The sequence below is a fragment of the Mobilitalea sibirica genome (genome assembly GCF_015999265.1).
GTDB classification, from domain to species: domain Bacteria; phylum Bacillota; class Clostridia; order Lachnospirales; family Lachnospiraceae; genus Mobilitalea; species Mobilitalea sibirica.
Map to the genome: position 1 here is coordinate 18,787 of NZ_JAEAGR010000005.1, position 25,978 is coordinate 44,764.

The 25,978-nt window shown below is 37.8% G+C and carries 20 protein-coding genes; 18 read left to right on the forward strand and 2 right to left on the reverse strand.

Features of this window, described 5'->3' with window-relative positions; genetic code table 11:
• Positions 1-103 precede the first annotated feature (103 nt).
• Together I5677_RS06385 and I5677_RS06390 are read left to right on the forward strand one after the other, a co-directional pair.
• A complete protein-coding gene (locus I5677_RS06385; RefSeq protein WP_197660899.1) occupies positions 104-1,585 on the forward strand; it encodes a UxaA family hydrolase in 1,482 nt (493 codons plus the stop codon).
• Positions 1,586-1,878: 293 nt separating this feature from the next.
• Positions 1,879-3,084, forward strand: a complete 1,206-nt coding sequence (locus I5677_RS06390; protein WP_197660740.1) for an LCP family protein — start codon at positions 1,879-1,881, stop codon at positions 3,082-3,084.
• Between the two features lie 221 nt (positions 3,085-3,305).
• On the opposite strand, the gene I5677_RS06395 is transcribed toward I5677_RS06390, so the two are convergent.
• Entirely contained in the window at positions 3,306-4,508 is a 1,203-nt protein-coding gene (locus tag I5677_RS06395) for an MFS transporter (protein WP_197660741.1), read from the reverse strand.
• A gap of 368 nt (positions 4,509-4,876) precedes the next feature.
• Between I5677_RS06395 and I5677_RS06400 the strand changes: the two genes are divergently transcribed.
• From I5677_RS06400 to I5677_RS06410, 3 genes are all read left to right on the forward strand, one after another.
• Complete coding sequence (locus tag I5677_RS06400) at positions 4,877-5,218, forward strand: arsenate reductase family protein (protein WP_197660742.1); 342 nt, start codon at positions 4,877-4,879, stop codon at positions 5,216-5,218.
• Between the two features lie 102 nt (positions 5,219-5,320).
• Positions 5,321-6,487, forward strand: a complete 1,167-nt coding sequence (locus tag I5677_RS06405) for a Gfo/Idh/MocA family protein (RefSeq protein WP_197660743.1) — start codon at positions 5,321-5,323, stop codon at positions 6,485-6,487.
• Positions 6,488-6,528: 41 nt separating this feature from the next.
• Positions 6,529-7,617, forward strand: coding sequence for a Gfo/Idh/MocA family protein (locus I5677_RS06410; RefSeq protein ID WP_197660744.1), 1,089 nt, complete (start codon positions 6,529-6,531; stop codon positions 7,615-7,617).
• Positions 7,618-8,055: 438 nt separating this feature from the next.
• On the opposite strand, the gene I5677_RS06415 is transcribed toward I5677_RS06410, so the two are convergent.
• Positions 8,056-8,721: a flagellar brake protein gene (locus tag I5677_RS06415; RefSeq protein WP_197660745.1), complete on the reverse strand. Its 666-nt coding sequence runs from the start codon at positions 8,719-8,721 to the stop codon at positions 8,056-8,058.
• Positions 8,722-9,024: 303 nt separating this feature from the next.
• Between I5677_RS06415 and I5677_RS06420 the strand changes: the two genes are divergently transcribed.
• The 13 genes from I5677_RS06420 to I5677_RS06480 all read left to right on the forward strand — a co-directional run bounded on the left by I5677_RS06420 (position 9,025) and on the right by I5677_RS06480 (position 25,710).
• Positions 9,025-10,143: an iron-containing alcohol dehydrogenase family protein gene (locus tag I5677_RS06420; protein ID WP_197660746.1), complete on the forward strand. Its 1,119-nt coding sequence runs from the start codon at positions 9,025-9,027 to the stop codon at positions 10,141-10,143.
• A 493-nt stretch (positions 10,144-10,636) separates the two neighbouring features.
• Positions 10,637-11,968 carry a type I glutamate--ammonia ligase gene (glnA, locus tag I5677_RS06425; protein ID WP_197660747.1) on the forward strand — a complete coding sequence of 444 codons (1,332 nt, stop codon included), beginning with the start codon at positions 10,637-10,639 and terminating at the stop codon, positions 11,966-11,968.
• Between the two features lie 176 nt (positions 11,969-12,144).
• Positions 12,145-12,690 (forward strand): ANTAR domain-containing response regulator, encoded by a 546-nt coding sequence (locus I5677_RS06430; protein WP_197660748.1) that lies wholly within the window; start codon positions 12,145-12,147, stop codon positions 12,688-12,690.
• 78 nt (positions 12,691-12,768) lie between these two features.
• Positions 12,769-13,602 (forward strand): diaminopimelate epimerase, encoded by an 834-nt coding sequence (dapF, locus tag I5677_RS06435; protein WP_197660749.1) that lies wholly within the window; start codon positions 12,769-12,771, stop codon positions 13,600-13,602.
• 61 nt (positions 13,603-13,663) lie between these two features.
• On the forward strand, positions 13,664-14,878 hold the full coding sequence (locus I5677_RS06440; RefSeq protein WP_197660750.1) for an LL-diaminopimelate aminotransferase: 1,215 nt from the start codon (positions 13,664-13,666) through the stop codon (positions 14,876-14,878).
• Between the two features lie 420 nt (positions 14,879-15,298).
• Positions 15,299-15,562, forward strand: a complete 264-nt coding sequence (locus tag I5677_RS06445) for a metal-sensing transcriptional repressor (protein WP_197660751.1) — start codon at positions 15,299-15,301, stop codon at positions 15,560-15,562.
• Positions 15,563-15,787: 225 nt separating this feature from the next.
• A complete protein-coding gene (locus tag I5677_RS06450; protein ID WP_197660752.1) occupies positions 15,788-16,813 on the forward strand; it encodes a S66 family peptidase in 1,026 nt (341 codons plus the stop codon).
• A 7-nt stretch (positions 16,814-16,820) separates the two neighbouring features.
• Positions 16,821-19,169 (forward strand): LTA synthase family protein, encoded by a 2,349-nt coding sequence (locus tag I5677_RS06455; protein WP_197660753.1) that lies wholly within the window; start codon positions 16,821-16,823, stop codon positions 19,167-19,169.
• 941 nt (positions 19,170-20,110) lie between these two features.
• Positions 20,111-21,445, forward strand: coding sequence for an aspartate--tRNA(Asn) ligase (aspS, locus tag I5677_RS06460; RefSeq protein WP_197660754.1), 1,335 nt, complete (start codon positions 20,111-20,113; stop codon positions 21,443-21,445).
• A 279-nt stretch (positions 21,446-21,724) separates the two neighbouring features.
• Entirely contained in the window at positions 21,725-22,012 is a 288-nt protein-coding gene (gatC, locus tag I5677_RS06465) for an Asp-tRNA(Asn)/Glu-tRNA(Gln) amidotransferase subunit GatC (protein ID WP_197660755.1), read from the forward strand.
• A gap of 11 nt (positions 22,013-22,023) precedes the next feature.
• Entirely contained in the window at positions 22,024-23,547 is a 1,524-nt protein-coding gene (gene gatA / locus I5677_RS06470; protein WP_197660756.1) for an Asp-tRNA(Asn)/Glu-tRNA(Gln) amidotransferase subunit GatA, read from the forward strand.
• A gap of 2 nt (positions 23,548-23,549) precedes the next feature.
• Positions 23,550-24,983: an Asp-tRNA(Asn)/Glu-tRNA(Gln) amidotransferase subunit GatB gene (gene gatB / locus I5677_RS06475; protein WP_197660757.1), complete on the forward strand. Its 1,434-nt coding sequence runs from the start codon at positions 23,550-23,552 to the stop codon at positions 24,981-24,983.
• A 373-nt stretch (positions 24,984-25,356) separates the two neighbouring features.
• Complete coding sequence (locus I5677_RS06480) at positions 25,357-25,710, forward strand: PilZ domain-containing protein (protein WP_197660758.1); 354 nt, start codon at positions 25,357-25,359, stop codon at positions 25,708-25,710.
• The last annotated feature ends 268 nt before the right edge of the window (positions 25,711-25,978 follow it).

Here is a 25,978-nt window from a genome sequence, read left to right on the forward strand (position 1 = left end):
ATCAGGAATGGCTAGTTGTTATGATAAATTACCTCAGCTATTAAGATATACAGATGCAATCTTTACACAACATTTGATATATCGAATTCAGAAGGAGCAGAATATGCAGGAATATATCAGAATTCATAAGAAGGATAATGTGGCCGTAGCCTTAACTGAATTAAATAAAGGCACTGAGGTCATGGTTGATAATCATCCTATTATACTTAACGAGAAGATACCATCCGGTCATAAATTCTGTATAGCTAATATTAAGCAAGGGGAGCCCGTCATAAAATACGGTTTTCCCATTGGATGTGCAAAAGAAGATCTTTTAACCGGAACTTGGATTCATACCCATAATATTCTTACAACTCTGGGGGATAATGTGGAGTATGATTATGCGCCCCAGACTATGCAGGATATGGAATGGAAAGAAGCCTATTTTAACGGTTATAAGAGAACCGATGGAAAAGTAGGAATAAGAAATCAGATATGGATTATCCCAACCGTAGGTTGTGTGAATTCCATAGCAGAAGCTTTAGCAAGAAGGATGAACAAAAACCTACCTGATACAGTGGATCAGGTGATCGCTTTTGGGCATCCCTATGGTTGTTCTCAGCTGGGAGATGACCAGGAAAACACCAGAAAGATATTAGCTAATTTAATTAATCATCCCAATGCAGGAGGAGTACTGGTACTTGGACTTGGCTGTGAGAACAGTAGTATCAAGGAATTACTTGCATATATTGGAGAATTTGATAAAAACCGGGTTAAATTCCTTCAGTGCCAGGACGTTGAGGATGAGATGGAAGCGGCAGAGTTACTTATAAAAGAGCTTATTTCATATGCCGGCAGTTATGTCAGAGAGAAAATTAATGCCAAAGAATTGATTGTCGGATTGAAATGTGGAGGTTCTGACGGATTTTCAGGGATTACAGCGAACCCTTTAGTAGGGGCTTTCTCTGATGTTATGATTTCCCACGGTGGTACAACCATCCTGACGGAAGTACCAGAAATGTTCGGGGCGGAAACCTTACTGATGAATCGGTGTCAGAACGCAGAACTTTTCCATAAAACTGTAGAGATGATTACGGATTTTAAAGAGTATTATCGAAGACATAATCAGACCATTTATGAAAATCCATCTCCCGGTAATAAAGAGGGTGGAATATCAACCCTTGAGGATAAGTCTCTTGGGTGTACACAAAAATCAGGAAATGCTCCGGTTACTGATGTGTTAAAGTATGGTGATATTATAACTACGAAAGGATTAAATTTACTTTCTTCTCCCGGTAATGATTTGGTAGCAGCGACGGCTTTGGCAGCAGCAGGAGCTCACTTGGTACTATTTACGACCGGAAGAGGAACTCCCTTTGCTTCTCCGGTTCCTACTATGAAGATATCCAGCAATACCGGATTATATGATAAAAAGAAAAACTGGATTGATTTTGATGCAGGAAAACTTTTAAATGAAGAGGGAATGGAATCTTTGACGGAAGAATTGTTTCAATATGTATTAGAGATTGCTTCCGGTAAGCAGGTTAAGTCAGAAGCGGCAGGCTTTCATGATATGGCTATTTTTAAGCAAGGAGTAACCTTGTAGTAGGCATGATGCGTAATGGATTTTAATCTTATCACTTAGTGTAATGCACTTTTGAAAGGGCATATTGTTGATTAGGTATATAAGAAATGAATCATTATATTCATATCCTATATACAGAATTAATCATATGTCCTTTCGCTTTTATGAAAAAATATATTTTAATAAAGCTTTATTTTACCTCAAACGGTTTTTCCAAATATATGGGTTTGCAAAATTTGCATAAATTTGGTATTATGGATTAGCATATGAAAAACTCATATGCAATGGAAACATAAGAAAAGAGGGGATAAAAAATGCAGGAGGATATACACTCAGATTCAGAACATAGTAGTCAGGATTCAATCAAACATAGAGGAATAATAAAAAAGCTATTACTAATCAGTGGCATTGTACTAATCGTTTTTTTATCTTTGTCTGCTTGGTTAGTGAAAACCAGAAGTGGTCGCAGTATGATATATAAGATAGCCAGTCATTTTATTCATGGGAATATTAAAACGGAGGATGTGATCCATGAATACATTCCTGAAGTTTGGAATGAGAATATCGAAGATGAAGAGAATGAAAATAAAGAAGCGGAAGAAGAAAGCACTACAACAGGTAGATCTGAGAATGAGAACGTAGATAAGACTGTTCTAAAAAAGAGAATTATTAAACCAAGACAAGAGGACTATGTAACCAATTACCTGATTTTTGGAGTAGAAGAAATGAAAGGGGCAAGAAACACTGACAGTATGTTGATTGCTTCTATCAATATAAAAGATCATACAATAAAATTGACCTCACTTTTGCGGGATACCTATATTGAAATTCCCGAAATGAAACCAATGAAATTGAATGCGGTTTATGCCAGGGGCGGAGCAAAGCTTTTGGTAAAAACAATTGAGCAGAATTATAGGATTAAAATTGACGGTTATGCAACCATAAATTTTAATTCTTTTGAAAAGATAGTAGACAGACTTGGCGGAATTACGATAGAACTTGGCGAAGAGGAAGCAGAGTACCTAAATACCACGAATTATATATCGAACAAAGCCTATCGTAATGTAAAACCCGGCATTAATAAATTAAACGGTAATCAGGTGTTGGGATATTGCAGAATACGTAGAGTGGAAACCCTAGGTGGGACCACGGATGATTACGGCCGATCCCTTCGACATCGAAGGGTGTTAGAAGCGATCTTTGACCGCTATAAATCCCAAAGCATCTTTAAATTACTACCGATTATGAACCAATGTTTGGGATATGTAACGACAGATCTTTCACCAAAACAGATCGAGAGAGCCTTAGAGGATGTCTTGGAGAATAAGATTTCAAAGATGGACACTAGCCGTATACCTGCTAACAATACATTTAAAGCACCTGATGATTATAACGGAGTCACTTCACCGTTGGTAATAGACTGGGATTTAAATATCGTAAAACTGTATCAATTTATTTATCTGGATACAAAAGAAGAAGCAGAAGCGAAGCTAAAGACATCGGTTATGATACAAGAGTAAGAAGAAACATTAAAAAGCAAGTAGATATTATAATTGATTAAACAAGATTATTATATTATATATTTCATGAATATGTTAGGATAGAAAAGGGTTTTATAAGTCCATGATTATAGTGATTTCATGGTCTTATGAAGCCCTTTTGAATTTAACATATAAATGCAATTATAGTTGCAGATGTATTTAATATATTCAGTATCATACAATATGATAGGTTACGATATCTATACGGCTTTGGTTTTCATCTTTTTGGTATAGAGTATTTGTATTACCATTATAATAGTAGTCATGGATAATATTAAGATGGCAATTAGCTGAAAGGTTGTTTTCACCGTTAAATAATCCACCAGATAGCCGCCGGCAACATTACCTATCACGCTTCCGATCCCCGCTTGTACAATTGCCAGAGTACTCTGACCCTGGGATTGTTTCTCCGGTAATACATGCTCACTAATAAAGACGGCACAGCTAAAGTAGATAGTCATAAATGTAACACCATGAAACATTTGTGCAAAAAACAACAAGGACAGGAAACCACTAGCCATGAGTAACATACGAATACCCAATAACATGCAGGAGAAGATAATAATTTTCATGGCGCCGAATCTTTTCAATATTCTGTTAATAAATATTAATACCGGAATTTCGCTGAAAGCAGATACGCTGTTTAAAAGACCCAGTATGTTTTGGTCAAAGCCTAATTCGGAGACATAAACACCCATGAAACTAAAATAAAAACTTATCCCAATTTGGCTTAAAAGTGCAAAAGCCAATATAAATAAGATTAATCTGGTATTAAAAATATGAAGCAGCCCATTTAATTTGGGTAATTTTATTGCAAATCGCCTTGCCTTTAAGGTCTGACGTTCTTTTTTATTATCTTTCGGAAGAATTCGAATAAACAGCAGAAGTACCATAAAAGCAATAAAGCCAAAGATAAACTGTATGGAAGGGTTACGCTTTAAGTAACTTCCTGCTGCTGCTACCATAACAGCGAAACCAATGGTTCCGCCCAATCTGATTTTAGCAAAATCCAAATTGTGTTTTTTTGCATCCTGTATCACAATCGCATCACTTAGCGGAATGATGGAATTGACAAATATGGATAATAATATGGTAGCGAAGAAAAACGTAAGAAAACCACTACCAAGATAATAGCTGAATAAAGATAAACCACTACCGATTACAACAAGGGATAATACATCTTTTCTTTTGCCGGTCTTATCACTGAGCATAGCCCATAAGGGTTGAATAAAAATCGCCATGATTGGGCCTATGGTAGATAAGATACCAATCTGTCCGGCACTTAATCCTTTTTCAGTATAATACAAAGTTAAAAACGGTGCATAAACAGAAAAGGCGATATAGACAAAGGAATTAACCATGAGAAGATTAAAGCCGATTGCTTTCGCAGTAGTATTCCTCATATGTTTTTTCTCCTATGATTATTTAAATTATTTTTAATTAAGTTTTTATTATCATTTACCCTCTCAAAATAGATACTTAAAATTTTAGAAGATACAATAATTAAGATATTATATCATGAGAATGCGATGAAAGCCACAAAAATATATTAAGGCCTTCATGTACTAAAAAATAATAAGGTCATCGTGTACATCATATAAAAAGTTAAGCATAATATGGTACCTAATAAATTGGGAATATTCGAAAAATCTATATGTTAATTATCTTTTTATAAAGATAATTTATCATGCAGAATAGTGGAAAAAATCTGAGTTTTAAAGTATCATTATAGTTAAGAGAATAAAAATGAAAGTTATGCAGGAGGGAGCGTATGAACATTCAGATTTATGGAAAATCAAAATGTTTTGATACCAAGAAGGCAGAACGGTATTTTAAGGAAAGGGGGATCAAATTTCAATCCATTGACTTAGCTAAGTTTGGAATTAGTAAGGGTGAATATAATAATATCAAACAGGCAGTCGGTGGATTTGACAAGTTACTTGATGAGCATTCCAATGAAAAGGAGCTGCTTAATCTAATGAAGTATTTATCTTTAGAAGATAAGGAAGAGAAGCTATTGGAACATCCGAAGCTTTTTCATACTCCAATTGTCCGTAATGGAAAAAAGGCAACCGTCGGATATTGTCCGGAAGTATGGAAAGCTTGGGTATAAACTTTATTTATAAAATAGAACAGCAAAAAAGTTAATATATAACATTTTCTAGGAAAATGTTATATTATATAATCAAAGGATAAAGAATACGGAGGTAGATACATGATTAATGTAGCAATTGTTGGGACAGGTAATATATCACAAAATCATATTAAGGGATATCTGGAGTTTAAGGACCGCTGTAAGATTGTAGCACTGATAGATATCTATCCGGAGAAAGCGAAAGCGAAGGCAGAGGAGTATTCTCTTAAGGATGCAAAGGTTTATTCTTCTCATAAAGATATTTTAGATAGAAAAGACATAGATTTAGTCAGTATATGTACACCACCCTATGTACATGCCGGTATCAGTATAGATTGTATGAAAGCAGGTATGAACGTACTCTGTGAAAAACCAATGGCAGCTTCGTTGGAGGAATGTGATGCAATGTTACGAACCTCAGAAGAAACCGGGAAAATGCTTGGCATTATCGCACAGAACAGATTCCGTGATCCGATTATGAATCTAAAGAAGACCCTGGACACAGGGATGATAGGTAAGATTGTATGGGCAGATATTGATTCCTATTGGTGGAGAGGTCATAGCTATTATGATCTATGGTGGCGCGGTACCTGGGAGAAGGAGGCCGGCGGCTGTACGTTAAATCATGCAGTACACCATATAGATATGCTCAACTGGATGATGGGAGGATGTCCTAAGAAGGTGAATGCGGTTTTAGGTAACGTATCCCATGATAATTCGGAGGTAGAGGATACATCGGTTGCAGTATTAAAATACGAAGGTGGAGCTATGGCACGATTAACCAGTTCACTGGTTCATCATGGCGAGAATCAGAAAATTGAGTTTCACGGAGAGAAGGCAAAAATCTCTGCCCCCTGGAACGTATTTGCATCTGATTCTAAGGGTAACGGTTTTCCGGAAAGAAATAATAGTTTGGAAGAAAAACTGACCGAATATTACGAAGCACTTCCTAAGCTAACTCATGAAGGACATACCGGTGAAATTGAAGATGTGTTAACAGCCCTGGAAAACGGAACACAGCCTATGATAACCGGTGACAGCGGAAGGAATACCATTGAACTGATAACAGCAATTTATAAATCAGGCTTCGAAGAAAAAAGCGTAGAGTTACCGATTGCAAAAGATGATCCATGGTATACGGCAGAGGGTATCATGAAAAATGTAAAACCGTTTTATCAAAAGACAAAATCCATTGAGAATTTTGAAGATCAGAATATTACAGTAGGAAGCGATTACAAATATTTCTAGTACAACACAGATGCATTGTACTAAGGACGGAGGAATGTAGTATGCAGGTAAGTGATGGAATGAATTATGCACCAAAGGGAAAACCGGCGCCCGTGGTTAAAGAGGGTGAATTTATTTTTGCTGCGATAGCACTGGACCATGGTCATATTTATGGTATGTGTAACGGGCTGATTGAAGCAGGGGCTACGTTAAAATGGGTCTATGACCCGGATCCGGAGAAAATAAAAAGATTCTGCAATACATTTCCGGGAGTGAAGGTGGCTTCCTCTGAGGAAGAGATTTTGCAGGACAGGGAGGTAAAACTGGTTGCAGGAGCAGCCGTTACCTCTAAGCGGTGTGAACTGGGGATGAGAGTGATGGATGCCGGGAAAGATTATTTTACGGACAAAGCTCCTCTAACCACCCTGGAACAACTGGATATGGCTAAGGAAAAGGTTAAGAAAACCGGGAAAAAATATATGGTTTACTACAGTGAACGTCTGCATGTGGAAAGTGCTATCTATGCAGGATATCTGATCCAGGAGGGAGCCATAGGCAAAGTAATTCAAGTGCTTGGATTAGGGCCCCATAGACTGAATGCTCCTTCAAGGCCGGATTGGTTTTTTCAGAAGGATTACTACGGCGGTATCTTGTGTGATATCGGAAGCCATCAGATTGAACAGTTCCTCTTTTATGCAAATGTTAAGGATGCACAGGTGGTTCGCAGCCAAATCGGTAATTACAACAATTCCATGTATCCCGAACTGGATGATTTCGGTGACTGTAATATTGTTGGAGATAACGGAGCCACCAATTATTTCAGGGTAGACTGGTTTACACCGGATGGTCTTTCTACCTGGGGAGACGGTCGGACTATTATATTAGGAACGGAAGGGTATATCGAGTTAAGAAAATATGTAAATGTAGGTATGTCGAAGGATTCCGATCATGTATTCCTGGTAAATAAGCAGGGAGAAAAGCATTATGAGGTTAAAGGTAAGGTTGGTTATCCGTTTTTCGGACAACTGATTCTGGATTGTATCAACCGCACAGAGAATGCTATGACACAGGACCATGCTTTTAAAGCAGCGGAGCTTTCGGTAAAAGCACAGCTTCAGGCGGTTGAACTGACAGGCAGAGATATATCCTGATGAAAAGCATTCTATAGCGCGGCTTTAGAACGAAAAATAGGCGCTGTTCCTATTTTTTTAACTGATTAAATAAACCCCAGACTTCGAAAAGAATGGGGTTTATGTTAATATATAAGCATGCGAATACAAAAATAACTTACATAATCGAATGCGAAAAGAAAATCTTGAAAGAATCATAAGTAAGGAACTGCATATATTTTAAGCTTGAAAAAACATCACAAAAGACATACGCCTAAAAACAATTAGACCTATTAAAGTACGCCATTATATAAAATCACACCGATACACTTGGAAGTTTTCTGGTCAAATCCTAAAAAGTGAGCAAAAAAGGAGCTGCCCACCAGCAGTTATGCCAACTGAACCGCTGGTGCGACAGCCCCTTGTCTATTGGTTAATATATTAATATTTATTCTATTAACTAGTTAGATTTATGGAGGTTTATTTTTTTCTTTCTCTAGTAGGAGGGGAAGAATAGCTGGGAGCTTTCTTTCTTAATTGTTCACCTTGCTTCTTAGCAATATATTTACCCAACATATTGTTCTTTTCATTAAATCTGCAACCATAAAGATTAGAGTCTAGATTTGGCAAATATTCCTTTCTTAATACCACGCCTGATAAACTGATAAGAGTATTATTATCTTTCAGTTTTAAACGTATGGTTCGATCGATATCAATCTCGTCCTTTGTGATAAAAGCCACACCTGTTTCCGAAATATCCTTAACGAGAACAGAAATAGCAGAGGGCCCGGAGGCTGTGTTAACATAAAGAGGCATATCCTCGCCTATGTACAATCGGTAGGATTCTCGACGATTATAAGATTTACCTTCACCATATAAATCGATTTTATGGCAGATTTGACCGTCATATTTTACAAGCTTAACATCTATTTTTTCCCATAAAAACACTTTTCCATCAGTTTTAAATAAAAAGTTAATCTGGCATTTTTCGGAGAAGCCAATTGTTTGATCATTTACTTTAACGGCAGTTATTAATACGGAATTATTTTTTATTGCGATAATATTACTACGAAATGACATGGCTTGACCGCTGTATTTTACCTCTAATTCGATATTCCCACCCTTAGGTAGCTCATCAATCAGCAAACTTACACCTCCCCACCAAATTTACTTAATTTAGTATATAACAGTTTTAGACAAAATACAACTAGCAATCTGCAAAATAGTATACATTATTACCATATGGTTGCCGTGTCGGTCTATATTGACAATGTCTATATAGACGGTATAATTGATATAAGTAATATGAAAAGGGGTTGTTGAAAACATGCATAAGCTATGACTGTTACAAAATGAATATGTGTGAGGTAAGTCGTACTCCTTAAAATTCATTTTGTAACAGCGTCTGATTAGTTTTTAACAACTTCCTGTAACTAGGGAGGACTGCATATGGATATTAATTTTTTTATGCCCACAAAGGTAGTGCAAGGCAAGAATTGTATTGAGATAAATGTTGATTTGTTTCGAAGCTTTGGGACTAAGGCGTTGATCGTAACCGGTAAAAATTCAGCAAGATTAAACGGTTCACAAAGGGATATTACAAAGGCATTGGATATTGTAGGAATATCTTATACAATTTTTGATAAAGTAATGAGCAATCCTACAGTTGATTGTGTCTTTGAAGGTGCAGAATTAGCGAAGGAACAGGAAGTGGATTTTATCATCGGTATAGGAGGAGGTTCTCCTATGGATGCGGCGAAAGCCATAGCATTACTGGCAACGCAGAATATCACAGAAGAGGATTTGTTTCAAGGAAAATATGAAACGAAAGCACTGCCACTAGTTATGGTTCCCACCACAGCAGGTACAGGGTCAGAAGTAACACAATATTCTATCTTGACCAATGACAGAGCGAAAACCAAGCAGAGCATAGCAACTTCTGTACTTTTTCCAAAGCTTTCTTTTCTTGATGCGAAATATATGAAGGATCTGTCGATGGAAATAACCATCAATACAGCACTGGATGCATTATCCCATTCCATTGAAGGAATGCTGTCCATACGTTCTACCGATCTGACGGATTCATTGGCGGTTGAAAGTATCTTAAAGTTATCGGATAGTCTTTCTGTTTTGAAAAAAGCCAAAGAAGAGCAGTCACCTCAAATTCCGGAGAAGGTTAGGGAACAACTGTTATATGGATCCATGCTTGCAGGAATTGTAATCGCTCATACCGGAACAACAGCGGTTCATTCTATGGGATATTCTTTAACTTATTTTCGAAATATTGACCATGGAAGAGCAAATGCTTTGTTACTACCCGGTTTTCTGAAATTTATTGAAAAAAGTGATTTCGCAAAGGTAAAAACAATATTGACAGCTATGAAGCTAAATTCCAATGATGAGCTGGATATTCTGTTTCATGAACTGTTAGGAGAAAGGGAAACGCTTACCCCCGAGGAGATTAAAAAGTTTTCAGGGATAGCCATTCAAGCAAAAAATATTCAGAATTCCAAGATAATACCTACACAAAACGATCTGGAAGCTTTATATACCCAAAGTCTTTCATAAACAGAGGATATAGAACGGTATTCCATAAGAATACTCCATCAATAATTATTATCTTGTTAGCTGCAATTAAAGATAAGTGACTTACCTTTGCTTCATGACTGTGCAGACAAAGTTGGATAAGCTTGATATTTCATATTGACAATATAACAGTCTAACTGGTATTATCGTAATAACATGGGCAAAGGAGTACCGTAATATGTACCTCCTTTGCCCTTTTTTATGATATGAGCGCTAAAGTAAACTCTTTGTTCTGTAAATAACATTTTCAGGTATAACTTGAAGTACAAATGTATAAATCTATATATAAAATGCTTGTTTATATAATTATTATGGTAACCCTGTTTTTAGGTTAATCAGATTGTAAGTATTGGCTAAAACTATAGAATTGGATATCATGCACGTAGTAACTGTAAGTGAAAATCATAATGTACAACATCTGCAAGCTTCGCTTGTAATCCATGTTGTCTTGAATAAAAGATAAGGAGTGAAGGTTATGAAACATTATACGAAACAGGATATTATAAGAATGGTAGAAGAGGATGATGTTGAATTTATTAGACTACAGTTTACTGATATGTTCGGTAATTTAAAGAATGTAGCAGTAACGACCGGACAGTTAGAGAAGGTTTTAAACAATGAATGCATGTTTGACGGATCATCCATTGAGGGATTTGTAAGAATTGAGGAGTCAGATATGTATTTATATCCGGATCTGGATACCTATGTTACATTTCCATGGAGACCACAGCAGGGTAAGGTAGCCAGATTAATTTGTGATGTATATACCGTGGATGGCAATCAATTTGCCGGGGACCCCAGATATGTTTTGAAAAAAGTAATTAAGGAAGCCGCTGAACTGGGATATACCTTTAATGTCGGCCCTGAATTGGAATTTTTTCTGTTCCATCAGAGTGAAAATGGGCAGCCAACTACCATTTCCCATGAAAGAGCCGGTTATTTTGACCTAGGACCTCTGGACCTTGGTGAAAATGCGAGAAGAGATATGGTACTTACCTTAGAGGAAATGGATATTACAGTTGAAGCTTCCCATCACGAAGTGGCTCCGGCACAACACGAAATTGATCTTAAGTATGATGAAGCATTGAAAACAGCAGACAATATTATGACCTTCAAACTGGTTGCCCGTACCATAGCGAAAAGACATGGATTACATGCTACCTTTATGCCAAAACCGAAATATGGAGTAGACGGATCCGGCATGCATGTCAATATGTCCTTAAAAAAAGATGGTAAAAATGCCTTCGATGATCCTAAGGATAAATTAGGTCTAAGCCAAGAGGCTTATTATTTTATTGCGGGTATTATGAAACATATTGGCGGTATTGCTGCAATTACCAATCCTTTGGTGAATTCCTATAAAAGGCTTGTACCTAACTATGAAGCACCGGTTTATATTGCTTGGTCAGCCAACAACCGTAGTCCGCTTATTCGAATTCCCGCCGGTAGAGGGGATTCTGCAAGGCTGGAGCTTAGATGTCCGGATCCATCTGCGAATCCTTATCTAACCTTGGCTGTATGTCTGGCGGCAGGTCTTGACGGGATTAAAAATAAATTATTGCCACCGGAAAGTGTGGATAAAAATATTTTTTCCATGCCCTTAGAAGAAAGAGAAGCTTTTAAGGTACACAATCTGCCTGCAAGTTTAGAAGAGGCAGTTACAGCCTTAGAAAAAAATGATTTTATTAAAAATGTTCTCGGTGAACACATCAGTAGAAAGTACATTGAAGCTAAGAAAGCTGAGTGGGACAATTATAGAACACAGGTAACTCAATGGGAAATTGATCAGTATTTATATAGGTATTAATCTGTTCATCTCAATTTATGACGGCACAGGCACTTTTACATAACCTGCTGCTCTTATTGTAATACTCAGTTTTGCCCAAATGATATCATAATAAGGTTCGGGTATACCGTATGTACAAGGTAGCAATGTAAATAGTGTATGGTAAGAAATGGCATAAAGAGCGGAGGTGAACAGATTTGTTTAGTATTATTGTGGGATTTCCCAAATATGAAGATGCAGCGAGTATCAAAAATGTCTTAGTCAGAAATGGTTATAATGTTAGTGAACCCTGTACTCTTGGTGCACAGATTGTCACGCTTGCAAACGATTTAGATGAAGGTATTGTAGTATGCGGATATCGATTCTCAGATATGCACTATAGTGAATTAAATAACTATTTACCGAAAGGCTTCGAGATGCTTTTGGTGGCTTCCCCACAGAAGCTGGAATATAGTCAGGAAAACATAGTCTGTTTACGTATGCCGGTTAAGACCCATGATTTATTGAATACACTACAGATGATGACCTACCAATATCAGAGAAGAAAGAAGAAGGAAAAAGATAAGCCTAAGACGAGAACAGAAGAAGAGAAGAATACGATTGAGAAGGCTAAGCTGATATTAATGGATCGAAACAACCTGACAGAGGAAGAGGCTCACAGATATCTACAAAAGAATAGTATGGATAGCGGAACAAACATGGTGGAGATGGCAGAGATTGTGATTCGTATGTTCTATTCTTAAAAGATGCCTTTACCTATAGGTGAGTATTTGATATAATGCAAACGTCGATTAAGATAAATGAAAAAGGCGGTGAGATTATTGAAGTTTACGAAAATGCAAGGTTGTGGCAATGATTATGTGTATGTGGATTGTACAAAAAAGCTTATTGACCATATACCTGAAACAGCCAGAAAAGTCAGTGACAGACATTTTGGTATTGGCTCCGACGGACTAATTCTAATCAGACCCTCGGATAAAGCGGATTTTATGATGGATATGTATAATCAGGATGGGTCGAGAGCTCAGATGTGCGGTAATGGGATACGTTGCGTTGCAAAGTATGTTTATGATAATAAACTAACACAGAAAAAGCAGGTTTTAATTGAAACCCTGAGCGGGGTTAAAGAACTGGATTTAACCGTTGAAGATGATAAAGTATCTTTGGTTACGGTAAATATGGGCCCGCCCATAACGAAACCCTCATCCATTCCGGTTGTATCAGAAAAAGAGAATGTAGTGAATGAACCAATTACAGTCGGAGACGCTGTATATCATATCACATGCGTTTCTATGGGAAATCCCCATGCAATAGTTTTTGTAGAAGACACGAATTTAGTACCGATTGAGACTATAGGTCCTTTATTTGAAAATCATGAGATATTTCCTGAAAGAGTAAATACAGAATTCGTACAAGTAGTTGATCGAAGTCACATACATATGCGTGTATGGGAACGGGGGTCTGGCGAAACCTTAGCCTGTGGCACCGGTGCCTGTGCCAGTGTGATAGCCTGTATCCTGAATGGTTATACAGACAAGGAAGTGACAGTGACATTACTTGGCGGAGAACTGAAGATACGATATGATGAAGAAAAGAATATCGTATTTATGACAGGTCCTGCAAAAAAAGTATTTGATGGTGAAATAGAGCTATAGAAGACAATAAAATGTATATTATATATTTCAAATGAAAAGATAAGAAAGGCTTGGTATCATAATGTTCAAAATTAATGAAAATTACTTAAAGTTACCCGGAAGTTATTTATTTTCTACCATTGGTAAGAAGGTTAGAGAGTTTACCGAAGCGAATCCGGATAAGAAAATTATCCGTTTGGGAATTGGGGATGTGACTCTTCCCTTAGCTCCTGCTGTGATTGACGCTTTGCATATTGCAGTGGAGGAGATGGCAAGGAAGGATACCTTTAAGGGATATGCACCTGATCTGGGATATGACTTTCTTCGTCAGACAATAACGGAAAATGATTATAGAACCAGAGGAGTTACGATAGCAACGGATGAAATCTTTGTTAGTGACGGAGCAAAAAGTGATTCCGCTAACATACAAGAGATTTTTGACGTAAATAATAAAATAGCCGTATGTGATCCTGTATATCCGGTCTATGTGGATTCTAATGTAATGGCAGGCAGAACCGGAGAGTATATACCGGAGATTGGAAAATGGACCAATGTTATTTATATGCCCTGTACAAAGGAAACCAATTTTGCACCGGAGCTTCCGAAGGAACAACCGGACATCATCTATTTATGCTTCCCGAATAATCCTACTGGTTCAACAATTACTAAGGATGAACTGCAAAAATGGGTGGATTATGCGAATAAAGTGGGTGCTGTTATTATTTATGACGCTGCTTATGAAGCTTATATCTCTGAGGAGAATGTTCCTCATACCATTTATGAATGTGAGGGAGCTAAGACCTGTGCCATAGAAATCCGTAGCTTCTCCAAGAATGCCGGATTTACAGGCACCAGACTTGGTTATACCGTAGTACCGAAGGAATTAAAATCCGGTGATGTGATGCTTAACAGTCTATGGGCAAGACGTCATGGAACGAAATTTAACGGAGCTCCCTATATTACTCAGGCTGCCGGAGCAGCTGTTTATTCTGAGGCCGGAAAGAAACAGACTATGGAGCAGATTGCTTATTATATGAAGAATGCTACGATAATCAGAGAAGGATTATTATCCGCAGGCTATACCGTATCCGGAGGTGTGAATGCTCCGTATATCTGGCTAGAGACACCAAAAGGAATGACCAGTTGGCAATTCTTTGATTATCTGTTGGAAAAGGCAAATGTGGTAGGTACTCCCGGTTCAGGCTTTGGACCTAGCGGTGAGGGTTACTTCCGTCTGACCGCTTTCGGAACCTATGAGAACACATTAGAAGCAATTGAAAGGATTAAAAAGTTATAATTGTGATACGAAAATTTCGTAAATATCAATATCATGCTATTGATTTTTATTACCAAATATAAAAAATACGATATTTATTAAATAACACTGCTACAAGATTTTTCATCCTTATGCGAAGTTGTTATAAATCACCTACATTCAAAAAACGGTGTAAACAACTGCTTTTGGTATAAGATGAGATTTCTTGGGGCAGTCTTTTTTATGATATTCCTATATCATAAAAAGCCTTCCAGGCAGGACGTACGCTCGTGCGAAAGCAATTTTTGTTGATTTTACCGATCGCGCTGTTGATATCTAATGTAAAAATGATTGACAGATAAGTCCAAGCAGATTATGATAATGATATACACCCCCCAGGGGTATGAAGTCAAAGATAAATATATATGTGATTGAAATATTAGATCGGAGGAAGCCGGTACTATGAAAGCAGATAGGGCAAAGGTAAGCCGTTTGTTAAAAACTGCCAGGGGACAGATTGATGGAATTTTAAATATGTTAGAGGAGGATCGCTATTGCATAGATATCTCCAATCAGATTATGGCTACAGAAGCGATACTTAAGAAAGTAAATCAGGAGGTGCTTCACGGGCATATTAATTCATGCTTAAAGGAAGCAGTTGAAACAGGAAATACAGAAGAAAAGCTGGAGGAAATCAGAAGTATTATTGATAAACTCTCAAAATAACACCAAAGATAATGATAGTATAACTGATAAACTCATAAATTGACTGTTATATCGTGGATAAGTAGGAAGAATGACTTACTTAATACACAGGTTGGAGGACACAAAGTTGATTATGTCAGCGGTAGACATAATTGATGAGGTGTCCTTTAACAGGGCTTTTTGCGTTGAAAAAATTTACCGAAAATGGTATACTAACACTCAGAGATTATTTAGGAGGAATGCATAGTGATCTATCCAAAGAATTTGGCCAAAGGATATAAAATCGGGGTTACAGCCACATCAGCCGGCTTTGAAACAGAGGTAGATATTGTAAGACTTGAAAGTGCTATAAAGCATTTTAACAGCTTAGGATATCCGGTTGTTGAAACTGATAATGTGAGGAAATGTATAAAAGGCCGAAGTTCCGATGGTAAGACCAGAGCAAAAGAATTGTTGCAGCTGATGGAAGATCCGGAAGTGGGTATTATTATGGCTGCCAGTGGAGGAGATTATTTGTTTGAAATGCTTCCTCATTTAGATTTTGATGCCATACAATCTTATCCAAAATGGTTTCAGGGTTTTTCTGATAATACCGGAATGACTTATACCTTAACAACTCATCTGGATATGGCTACAATCTATGGGAATAATTTTAGTAGCTTTGGTATGGAACAATGGCACAGATCTCTTTATGAAAACATAAGGATTTTAGAAGGACAGGATATTGTTCAAAACAGCTTTGATCGATATCAGGACGGATATAAGAAAAGAGTTACCGGTTTGGAAGGTTTCTTCTTAGAGGAAAATGTCAACTGGAAGAATATATTTCCAACTATGAAAAGAGAGGATGAAATACATTTTAGCGGTCGTGCACTGGGAGGTTGCCTTGATGTACTTCTTAATCTGGTTGGAACCGGATTTGATAAAACCAAAGAGTTTATAAACAGATATCAGACGGATGGTATTCTATGGTATTTAGAAAGTTTTGATTTGGGAAGCGAAGCATTAGCCAGAGGGTTATGGCAGTTAAAGGAAGCAGGGTGGTTTTCCCAGGCTAAAGGTTTTATTTTCGGTCGACCTGCTATGTATAAAACCTATACCGACACCTCTTATGAGGAAGTGTTATTAGCTGTGTTAGGAGAATTAAATGTACCAATCATTATGGATGCGGATATAGGACATAAGCAACCCCAGTTTACTATGATCAATGGTGCCATCGCCAATGTTTACAGCAAAGGTGGAAAAGGAAGTATCTCTTTTGAAAGAAGGTAACATCTAAATGATAAAAAAACCGTTCAAAAAAAATAGGAGCGCTATCATAGCAGATCCAGAACTGAGTAATAAGAAAAAAGAGATTGCGGTATCTACTATTAATAAAAATGCTGTAAACAACAAAGAAATTGAAAAAGATGTAGATAATAAATTAAACGAAGGATCAGATGAAACGATAGCTGGGACAAGTGATAATCTATCTGAGGAAGCATCTGGTGCCAGAAATAAAATAAAACAAGTTTTAAAAAGAGGAATCTCTTTTTTTAGGATTAAACTAAAAAACAATTTTTCAACTCCCTTAATATTCTTTGTCGGACTTATCATATATCTGGAGTTAGTATTACATTTGCATTTTTACAGAGGGATTGACAGCAAGATTATTTACCCGTTTTTATATGCTGTTCCCATAGGAATTCTTTTTACTTTTCTGACCGGAATTTTTAAAAGGATTGTTAATATTATATTAATGTGGTTTTTGACGGTTATCACCTGTCTGATTTTTGCCGTTCAACTAATTTATTATTCTGTATTTAAGGTGTTTTTTTCCTTTCAAACGATAGGTATGGCAGATGATGCTATATCAGAGTTCGGTGGAGATATTACCACAGCAATTCGAGATAATATCATTGTATTTTTGCTAATATTATTACCATTACTGGTATTGGCAATATTTATACATAGATTCTTTCACTGTGAAAAGAGAAATATTAAGAAACAGGCAATCTTGTTAACAGGAATGCTCGGAGCGCATCTAGTTGCTCTTCTAGCTTTATTTTTATTCGGCGTTGGGGATTATACCCCATATGATTTATATCATAAAAGCAAGGTTCCTGATTTGTGCGGTAAACAACTGGGTGTGGTAACACTGACTCGTTTTGATCTTACGAAGCTTATCTTTGGGGAAGATGAACTGGTTTTAGCAGATACTTCTGCAATTACATGGGATATGTTAGAGCAGGAACCCACAGTTGTTCCCACGACGGTTCCTAAGAAAATATCGGAACCCAAAAAAGAGGTTACGCCAGTGCCTGAGCAAAAGGAACCGGGAGTCACTGTGATTCTGACTCCCACACCACCACCGACACCGACACCGATCGATACATCTCCTAACATCATGAATATTGATTTTGTGGCTCTAGCAAAGGATGAAAAGGATGAGACGATTAAAACGCTTCATCAGTATTTCTCTTCGGTTACCCCGACGAATAAGAATGAATACACGGGTATGTTTAAGGGTTACAATCTGATTATGATTACAGCAGAAGGGTTCTCACCTTATGCGGTACATCAGGAGAAAACACCTACTCTTTATAAGCTTACGAAGGAAGGATTTATATTTAACAATTTTTATACTGCACTGTGGCAAACCAGTACTAGTGATGGCGAATTTGTTGCCATGACCGGCTTAATACCGGTAGGCACCAGAAGTATGTATCATTCCAGGAATAATTTGATGCCGTTTGCTTTGGGGCATCAGTTTAATCGTCTGGGAATTGAGAGCAAGGCATATCATAATCATACTTATACCTATTATCAACGAAATGAAACACATCCTAATTTGGGATATATTTTTAAAGCTAAGGGGAATGGACTTGTTCTGGAATCTGATGTCTGGCCGGGATCTGATCTGGAAATGATTAACCATACGGTGGATGAATACACAGACGAAGAACAGTTTCATGTATATTATCTGACAGTAAGTGGGCATATGAATTACACCTTTGTAGGTAACAGTATGTCCAGTAAAAACAAGGACTTTGTTAAGGATTTACCCTATTCCTCAGATGTAAGAGCATATATTGCCTGTCAGGTTGAATTGGATAAAGCCTTGGAGGAGTTAATCCGAAGGCTGACAGAGGCCGGAGTAGCAGACAAAACCGTTATCGCTTTAAGTGCAGATCATTATCCCTATGGATGGGAAAAAGACAAACTGGATGAGATTGCCGGACATGAAGTGGATCCTAATTTTGAGGTATATCGAAATCATTTTATCTTATGGACCCCCGGTATGGAGGAGAGCATTGTTGTAGAAAAACCGGCCTCTAGTCTGGATATCCTTCCAACCTTATCCAACCTCTTTGGATTTGAATACGATTCAAGGCTTTTAATGGGACGGGACATCTTCTCTGAGGCAGAGCCTTTAGTGATTTTAAATAACAGAAGCTTTATTACGGATAAGGTTATGTTTAATTCACAAACAGGTGAAGTGATTCAATTGACGCAAGAGGAACTGCCGGAGGATTATATTAAAAACCTGAATAAAATTATTAAAAATAAATTTACGGTATCTCAGATGATTATAAAAAAAGATTATTACCGATCTGTGTTCCCTGAACTATCCTTGAGTATGGAGTAAAATTGTGGGGCGGTTTTATATATAGCATACTCATATAATTAAGTCATATTTAAAAAGAAAGGAAGGATCTGCCTTCTTCATGGATGGCAAAGATTCCCGGGTTCCTTATGCAAACATTGGAGGATTATGAAAAATGCACCTGAGCAGGTAAAAAATGGGTAAGAGGTAGAGGAATTACATTTTATGGAGAAAGAGGATGCGTTTTTAGATCCGGAGAAGGATGCGGAGTATGCAGATAGAATTATCAGCTTTCTAGAATAGTATTTTGATAATTAATTTTATAATAATAAATATTTTGCTTGCTATTGCATAAAATATATGATAATATAGGTCAACAACAAAGGTGTTGCGGATAATACAATACCTTTGTATTTTTTTATCTAAATAAAGACATCGGCAAAGAAGGAGACTTTATTCTACCCAATGACCGAATGACAGGAATGGTGAGTCACCGACTGAGAGCACACCAATGGTAATAAGTAGAATACGGAACACTCCAGAGCCCGTGGATTGAACGATTAGTAGGTTCATGCGTGGCACGCGTTAAGTGCATGGAAAGCGGAGAGTTATACTCTCAATGCGGGTGGTACCGCGGGAAAACGACTTATGACAGGATACAGTCATGTCATAGCAAGTAAAAAATCTCGTCCCGAAGAATGTGATTGTGAAATTACATTCTTCGGGACTTTTTTTATGATATAGGAAATTTCTCCGAATTTCCTATATCATAAAAAGCCTTCTAGGCAGGATGCACACTCGCGCGTAAGGAATTTTGTCGGTTTTACCGACCGCGCTCGGCGCGAGAGTTTGCCAAGGCAAGCTCTTTGGTCTTTTTAGGAGACTGTGTACTTCAAAGGTTACGAAGTATGAGAAAGAAGACACAGTCTGGAATGATATAAAACATAAACTTAGTAAAAGAAAAACCAGATAGGAGGATGGCTATGGATTTTATAACAGGCTTTAGGAAAAAGGATACCCATGAAATCAGCGATATTCTTGAGAGTGGATTTACAGGAAACGTAAAGATTAACGGTATGATTCATACAATCAGAGATATGGGTGAATTTGCATTTCTTGTATTAAGAAAAAGAGAGGGTTTAATCCAATGTGTATGGGAAGAAGGAAAGATAAACGGTTGTGTTAAGGATTTGAAGGAAGGAATGACGGTTTTAGTGGAAGGAATCGTTCATCAGGAGGAAAGAGCACCCCAGGGTTTTGAGGTTCTTTTATCGGATATTCAGATATTATCTTCGCCATTGGATGGTTGTATGATGCCGCTTCCGATATCAAAATGGAAGATGAAGACTTCCCTGGAAACCAAGCTGGCTTATCGACCTGTTTCTTTGCGAAACATTAGAGAAAGAGCAGTATTTAAAATTCAGGAAGGTATTATAAGGGGATTTCGAGATTTTATGTTTTCACAACAATTTACGGAAATCAGAACTCCTAAAATTGTGGCAGGTAATGCCGAAGGGGGAGCTAATGTCTTTAAACTGGAGTATTTCGGTAAGAAAGCTTTCTTGGCACAAAGTCCTCAGTTTTACAAACAAACCATGGTAGGTGTTTATGACAGGGTATTTGAAGCAGCACCGGTGTTTCGAGCAGAAAAACACAATACCACCAGACATCTGAATGAATATACCAGCCTGGATTTTGAGATGGGTTATATCAACGGTTTTGAAGACGTTATGGTAATGGAGACAGAGATGCTTCGATATACCTTTGCGTTTTTAGAGAAAGCCTATGAAAAGGAGTTAAAAATCTTAGATATTACCCTGCCAAAGGTTGATAAGATACCATCGGTTCGATTTGATGCCGCCAAGGTAATGGTTTCAGAAAAGTACAATCGAAAGATCAGAAATCCCTATGATTTGGAGCCAGAGGAAGAAACTCTAATCGGAAGGTATTTTAAAGAAGAATATGACAGTGATTTTGTATTCGTGACCCACTATCCTTCAAAAAAAAGACCCTTCTATGCCATGGATGATCCCACGGACCCGAAATTCACCCTAAGCTTTGACTTGCTTTTTAAGGGAATGGAGATTACAACCGGCGGTCAGCGAATTCATGATTATGGGGAACAGGTAAAGAAGATGGAGGCCAGGGGCATGAACCCTGAAGATTTTACGAATTTTCTGATGATTCATAAGCATGGAATGCCGCCCCATGGAGGCCTAGGTATTGGACTGGAACGTCTGACCATGAAGCTTTTAGACGAACAAAATGTAAGAGAAACAACACTGTTTCCTAGGGATGTATCCCGATTGGAGCCATAAATCATTCCGTTTTATGACAGATTAGGGAAAATATATTATAATCAAAGTAAACCATTCATACTTAAATTTAAGAATAATGATGATATTGTTAGAAAAGTATTGAGACTATAAACGTAAGAAAATGAATGAAATATCCATAAGAATAGGAATGAATGCTTGAATGTTTATATCTTCAAGAAGGATGAAATCTTATTTTATTATGGACCCCAAGAGGTGACTAAGCAGGAGCACCGTAAAGAATAAAATCTCCGGCAAATCTAATTATAGGCAGGTTATAGTATGAAAATAACAGAGGATACCATTCAATATGTTGCGGCCTTAGCGAAGCTTTCCGTTACGGAAGGTGAAAAGAAAAAGATAGCAAAGGACTTGGAGGATATTTTGGATTATATGGAAATCATGAATCAACTGGATACAGAAGGTGTAGAACCTATGTCCCATGTACTTCCGGTTAAAAACATCTTCCGTGAGGATGTTGTTATAAATGAGAACAATCGTGAGGAGTTATTAAAGAATGCACCAAAGCAAAAGGATGGAAGCTTTGCAGTTCCGAAAACAGTAGAATAGGAGGAAGAGGGATGAAGGATATTACAACAATGACGGCTCTGGACCTTGGTAGGGCAATCAAACAAAAGGAAATATCAGTAGCAGAGGCTGTTAAGGCACAGTTTGATATAATGAAGTTAAGAGACCCCTCCTATCAGTGTTATATTACTATGATGGAAGAGGAAGCTTATACTCAGGCAGAAGAAATACAAAGAAGAATCGATGCAGGAGAGCTTTTTAATTCGACCTTAGCCGGTGTACCAATGGCAGTGAAAGACAATATCTGCACAAGAGGGATAAAAACCACCTGCGCTTCCAAGATCTTATATAACTTTGTACCTACCTATGATGCAACGGTAATTGAGAAACTAAAACAGGCCGGAGCTATCATCATTGGTAAGACGAATATGGATGAATTTGCTATGGGGAGTACAACGGAAACCTCTTTTTTGGGAGCGACGAAAAACCCCTGGAATACAGAGTGCGTACCCGGCGGCTCCAGCGGTGGTTCTGCGGCGGCGGTGGCGGCAGAGGAAGCCTTCTATGCTCTGGGCTCTGATACCGGTGGTTCTATCAGGCAACCGGCCGGTTACTGTGGTGTTACAGGTATAAAACCTACCTATGGTACGGTATCCCGTTATGGATTAATAGCGTATGCATCTTCTCTGGACCAGATTGGTACCATCGGTAGGAACATATCAGATTGTACAGCGGCTCTTGAAGTGATCTCAGGACATGATTTAAAAGATTCTACTTCTGTAAATCAGTTAAATTATTCCTATAGGGAAGCACTGGTCGATGATGTCAAACAGCTTCGAATTGGTATTCCTACGGATTATCTGGGTAAAGGACTGGATGAAGAGGTAAGAGAAGGTATATTAAATGCAGCACAGATTTTTAGAAATAAGGGCGCTATTGTAGAAGAATTTGAAATGCACGGTGTTGATTTTGCTGTTCCTTCTTACTATGTGATTGCCTGTGCAGAGGCCAGCTCGAACCTGTCAAGATTTGATGGAGTAAAGTATGGCTATCGAACAGAGAATTATGAGGGATTACAGGATGTTTATAAAAACTCCAGAAGCGAAGGCTTTGGAAACGAAGTCAAACGAAGGATGATGATAGGTGCCTTTGTACTTAGCTCCGGTTATTATGATGCATTTTATAATAAAGCGCTAAAGGTTCGGGCTATCATTAATGAAGGCTTCCAAAGAGCCTTTGAAAAATACGATATTATCCTAGGACCGACAGCTCCTGTAACCGCACCGGGACTGGGGGAAAGCTTATCCGATCCGTTAAAAATGTATCTTTCCGATATTTATACGGTTTCCGTTAACCTGGCCGGTCTTCCTGCTGTCAGCCTACCCTGTGGCAGGGATAAAAAGGGATTACCGATTGGATTGCAACTGATTGGAAAGCACTTTGGGGAAAAAGATATCATACGGGCTGCTTATAGTTTTGAACAGGCTGTTAAGTATGAGAGGCCGATATCTTTGACTGAAACTAATAAAGAAACAAAACATATTTCAAGTGATATAACAAAAGGGAAGGGAGAATAGATATGAAAGCATATGAAACCGTTATAGGTTTAGAGGTTCATGTAGAGCTGGCTACAAAATCAAAGATCTTTTGTTCCTGTACCACCTTATTTGGCGGGGATCCCAATACCCATTGTTGTCCGGTTTGTACCGGTATGCCGGGAACGCTTCCGGTTTTAAATAAACAGGTAGTTGAATATGCGATAGCGGCCGGTTTAGCCCTAAACTGTTCTATTACCCGAAGATGTAAATTCGACCGCAAGAATTATTTCTATCCTGATTTGCCTAAGGCTTATCAGATATCTCAACTCTATCTTCCGATCTGCAGGGATGGTGGTATCGAGATCGAAACCTCAGCCGGTAAGAAAACAGTGCGAATTCACGAAATTCATATGGAGGAGGATGCTGGTAAACTGATCCATGATCCTTGGGAGGATTGTACCTTGGTTGATTATAACCGCTGCGGCGTTCCTTTGATCGAAATTGTAAGTGAGCCGGATATGCGCAGTGCCGAAGAGGTGGTAGCCTATCTGGAAAAACTGAGATTGATATTGCAGTATCTGGGTGTATCCGATTGCAAAATGCAGGAAGGATCTCTTCGTGCCGATATTAACCTATCTGTAAGAGAAGTAGGTGCCATAGAGCTTGGAACCAGAACTGAGATGAAGAATATGAACTCTTTTAAGGCCATAGCAAGAGCGATTGAAGGGGAAAGAAAGCGTCAGATTGAATTGTTAGAATATGGTAAGTGTGTGGTTCAGGAAACCAGACGCTGGGATGATAATAAGGATACCAGCTTTGCCATGCGCTCTAAGGAGGATGCACAGGATTATCGGTATTTTCCTGAGCCGGATCTTCTTCCGATTGAAATCAGTGATGAATGGCTGGAGACCATAAGATCTAGGCAGCCTGAACTTCGTGATGACAAAATGCTTCGGTATGAGAAGGAATTTGACATTCCTTCCTATGATGCATCCATAATAACCGGATCGAAACATCTGGCAGATTTGTTTGAAGAGACCGTTGCTATCTGTAAAAAACCCAAAGAAGTATCTAACTGGTTAATGGTGGAAACCATGAGACTACTTAAAGAACAGGAGATGGAAGCGGAGGATATTAACTTTTCTCCGGATCATTTGGCAAAACTGATTGAAATGGTAGATCAGAATAAAATTAACCGTACCGTAGCCAAAGAGGTCTTTGAGAAGATCTTTAAGGAAAATATTGATCCGGAAGAATATGTAGATAAGCATGGTCTGGGAATGGTATCTGATGATGGTCTTTTACGCTCTACCATCGAGAAAGTAATCGCCGATAATCCTCAATCAGTTACGGATTACAAGGGAGGTAAGAGTAAAGCAATGGGCTTTCTTGTGGGTCAGACTATGAAGGAGATGAAAGGGAAAGCCGATCCCGGAATGGTAAATCAGATTGTCAAGGAATTATTGGATAAATAAAAGTTTATGTTTATCACACATCAGGTCTTAAAAATAGGGTGTAATTATCATCCAACAAAAGACACGTTTTCCCTCGATGCCGTTCATAGCGGTATATAAGATTGTGACAATTAGGAATCTGGCACAACCTAAGTACCGATGGCGGCAAACGGTCTTCTTATGGATGATAATCACACCCTATTCGTCTTTCCTTATTGATGTGATAAACATGGATAATTTACTCTGATTTTCCATATTGTGATTGTATATCAGCCTTATGTAAGGTATAATTAGTATAAATAGATATCATTGATATAATATTTAGGCAATTAATGTGACATATTTAACTACAGCTCAAAAATCGAGATTACATTTTATTATTGGAGGGATCAACATGCAGGAAAGAAGAAAGGCAAAGAGAATGCCGGTAACCCTATCTTTAGAAATCAGTAACCTATATAAACAGGATCATGTCAGGGTAAGTAATTTACATGCACCGATTGAAGTGATTAATATTTCAAAGACCGGAATTGGATTTCTTTCTGAGAGTGTTCTTCCCGAAGGTTATTATTTTAATGCGAATATCAATCTTGGTAATGAAGATACCTTACACTGCGTCGTTCAAATTGTAAGAAGGCAACCGGCAGAGGATAACAAAACGATGTATGGATGTGAATTTGTTGGAATGGCAACGATACTATCCTACGTGTTTGAAGAATATGATAAAAGGCTGGATACGCAGGAGTAGATTATGAACGATTAATATGATATGATAAAAGCGTCATAAGGTGCTGTGCACTTTACCGAATATCAATGTATTGTTATAAGTGAATAAGTTTTGTGGCAATATATGGTATCTGAAAGCACGGATGGTGCTTATGTTACTTTAATCATGATAAAAAAGATGCACCCTAGTGATACATTTTAACTTAAATAATGTATAATATAGGTGTGCATTTTCTATGTATGAAAAAAGTAAGTTATCTATATGAAATATAAGTTATATAAGAAACAAC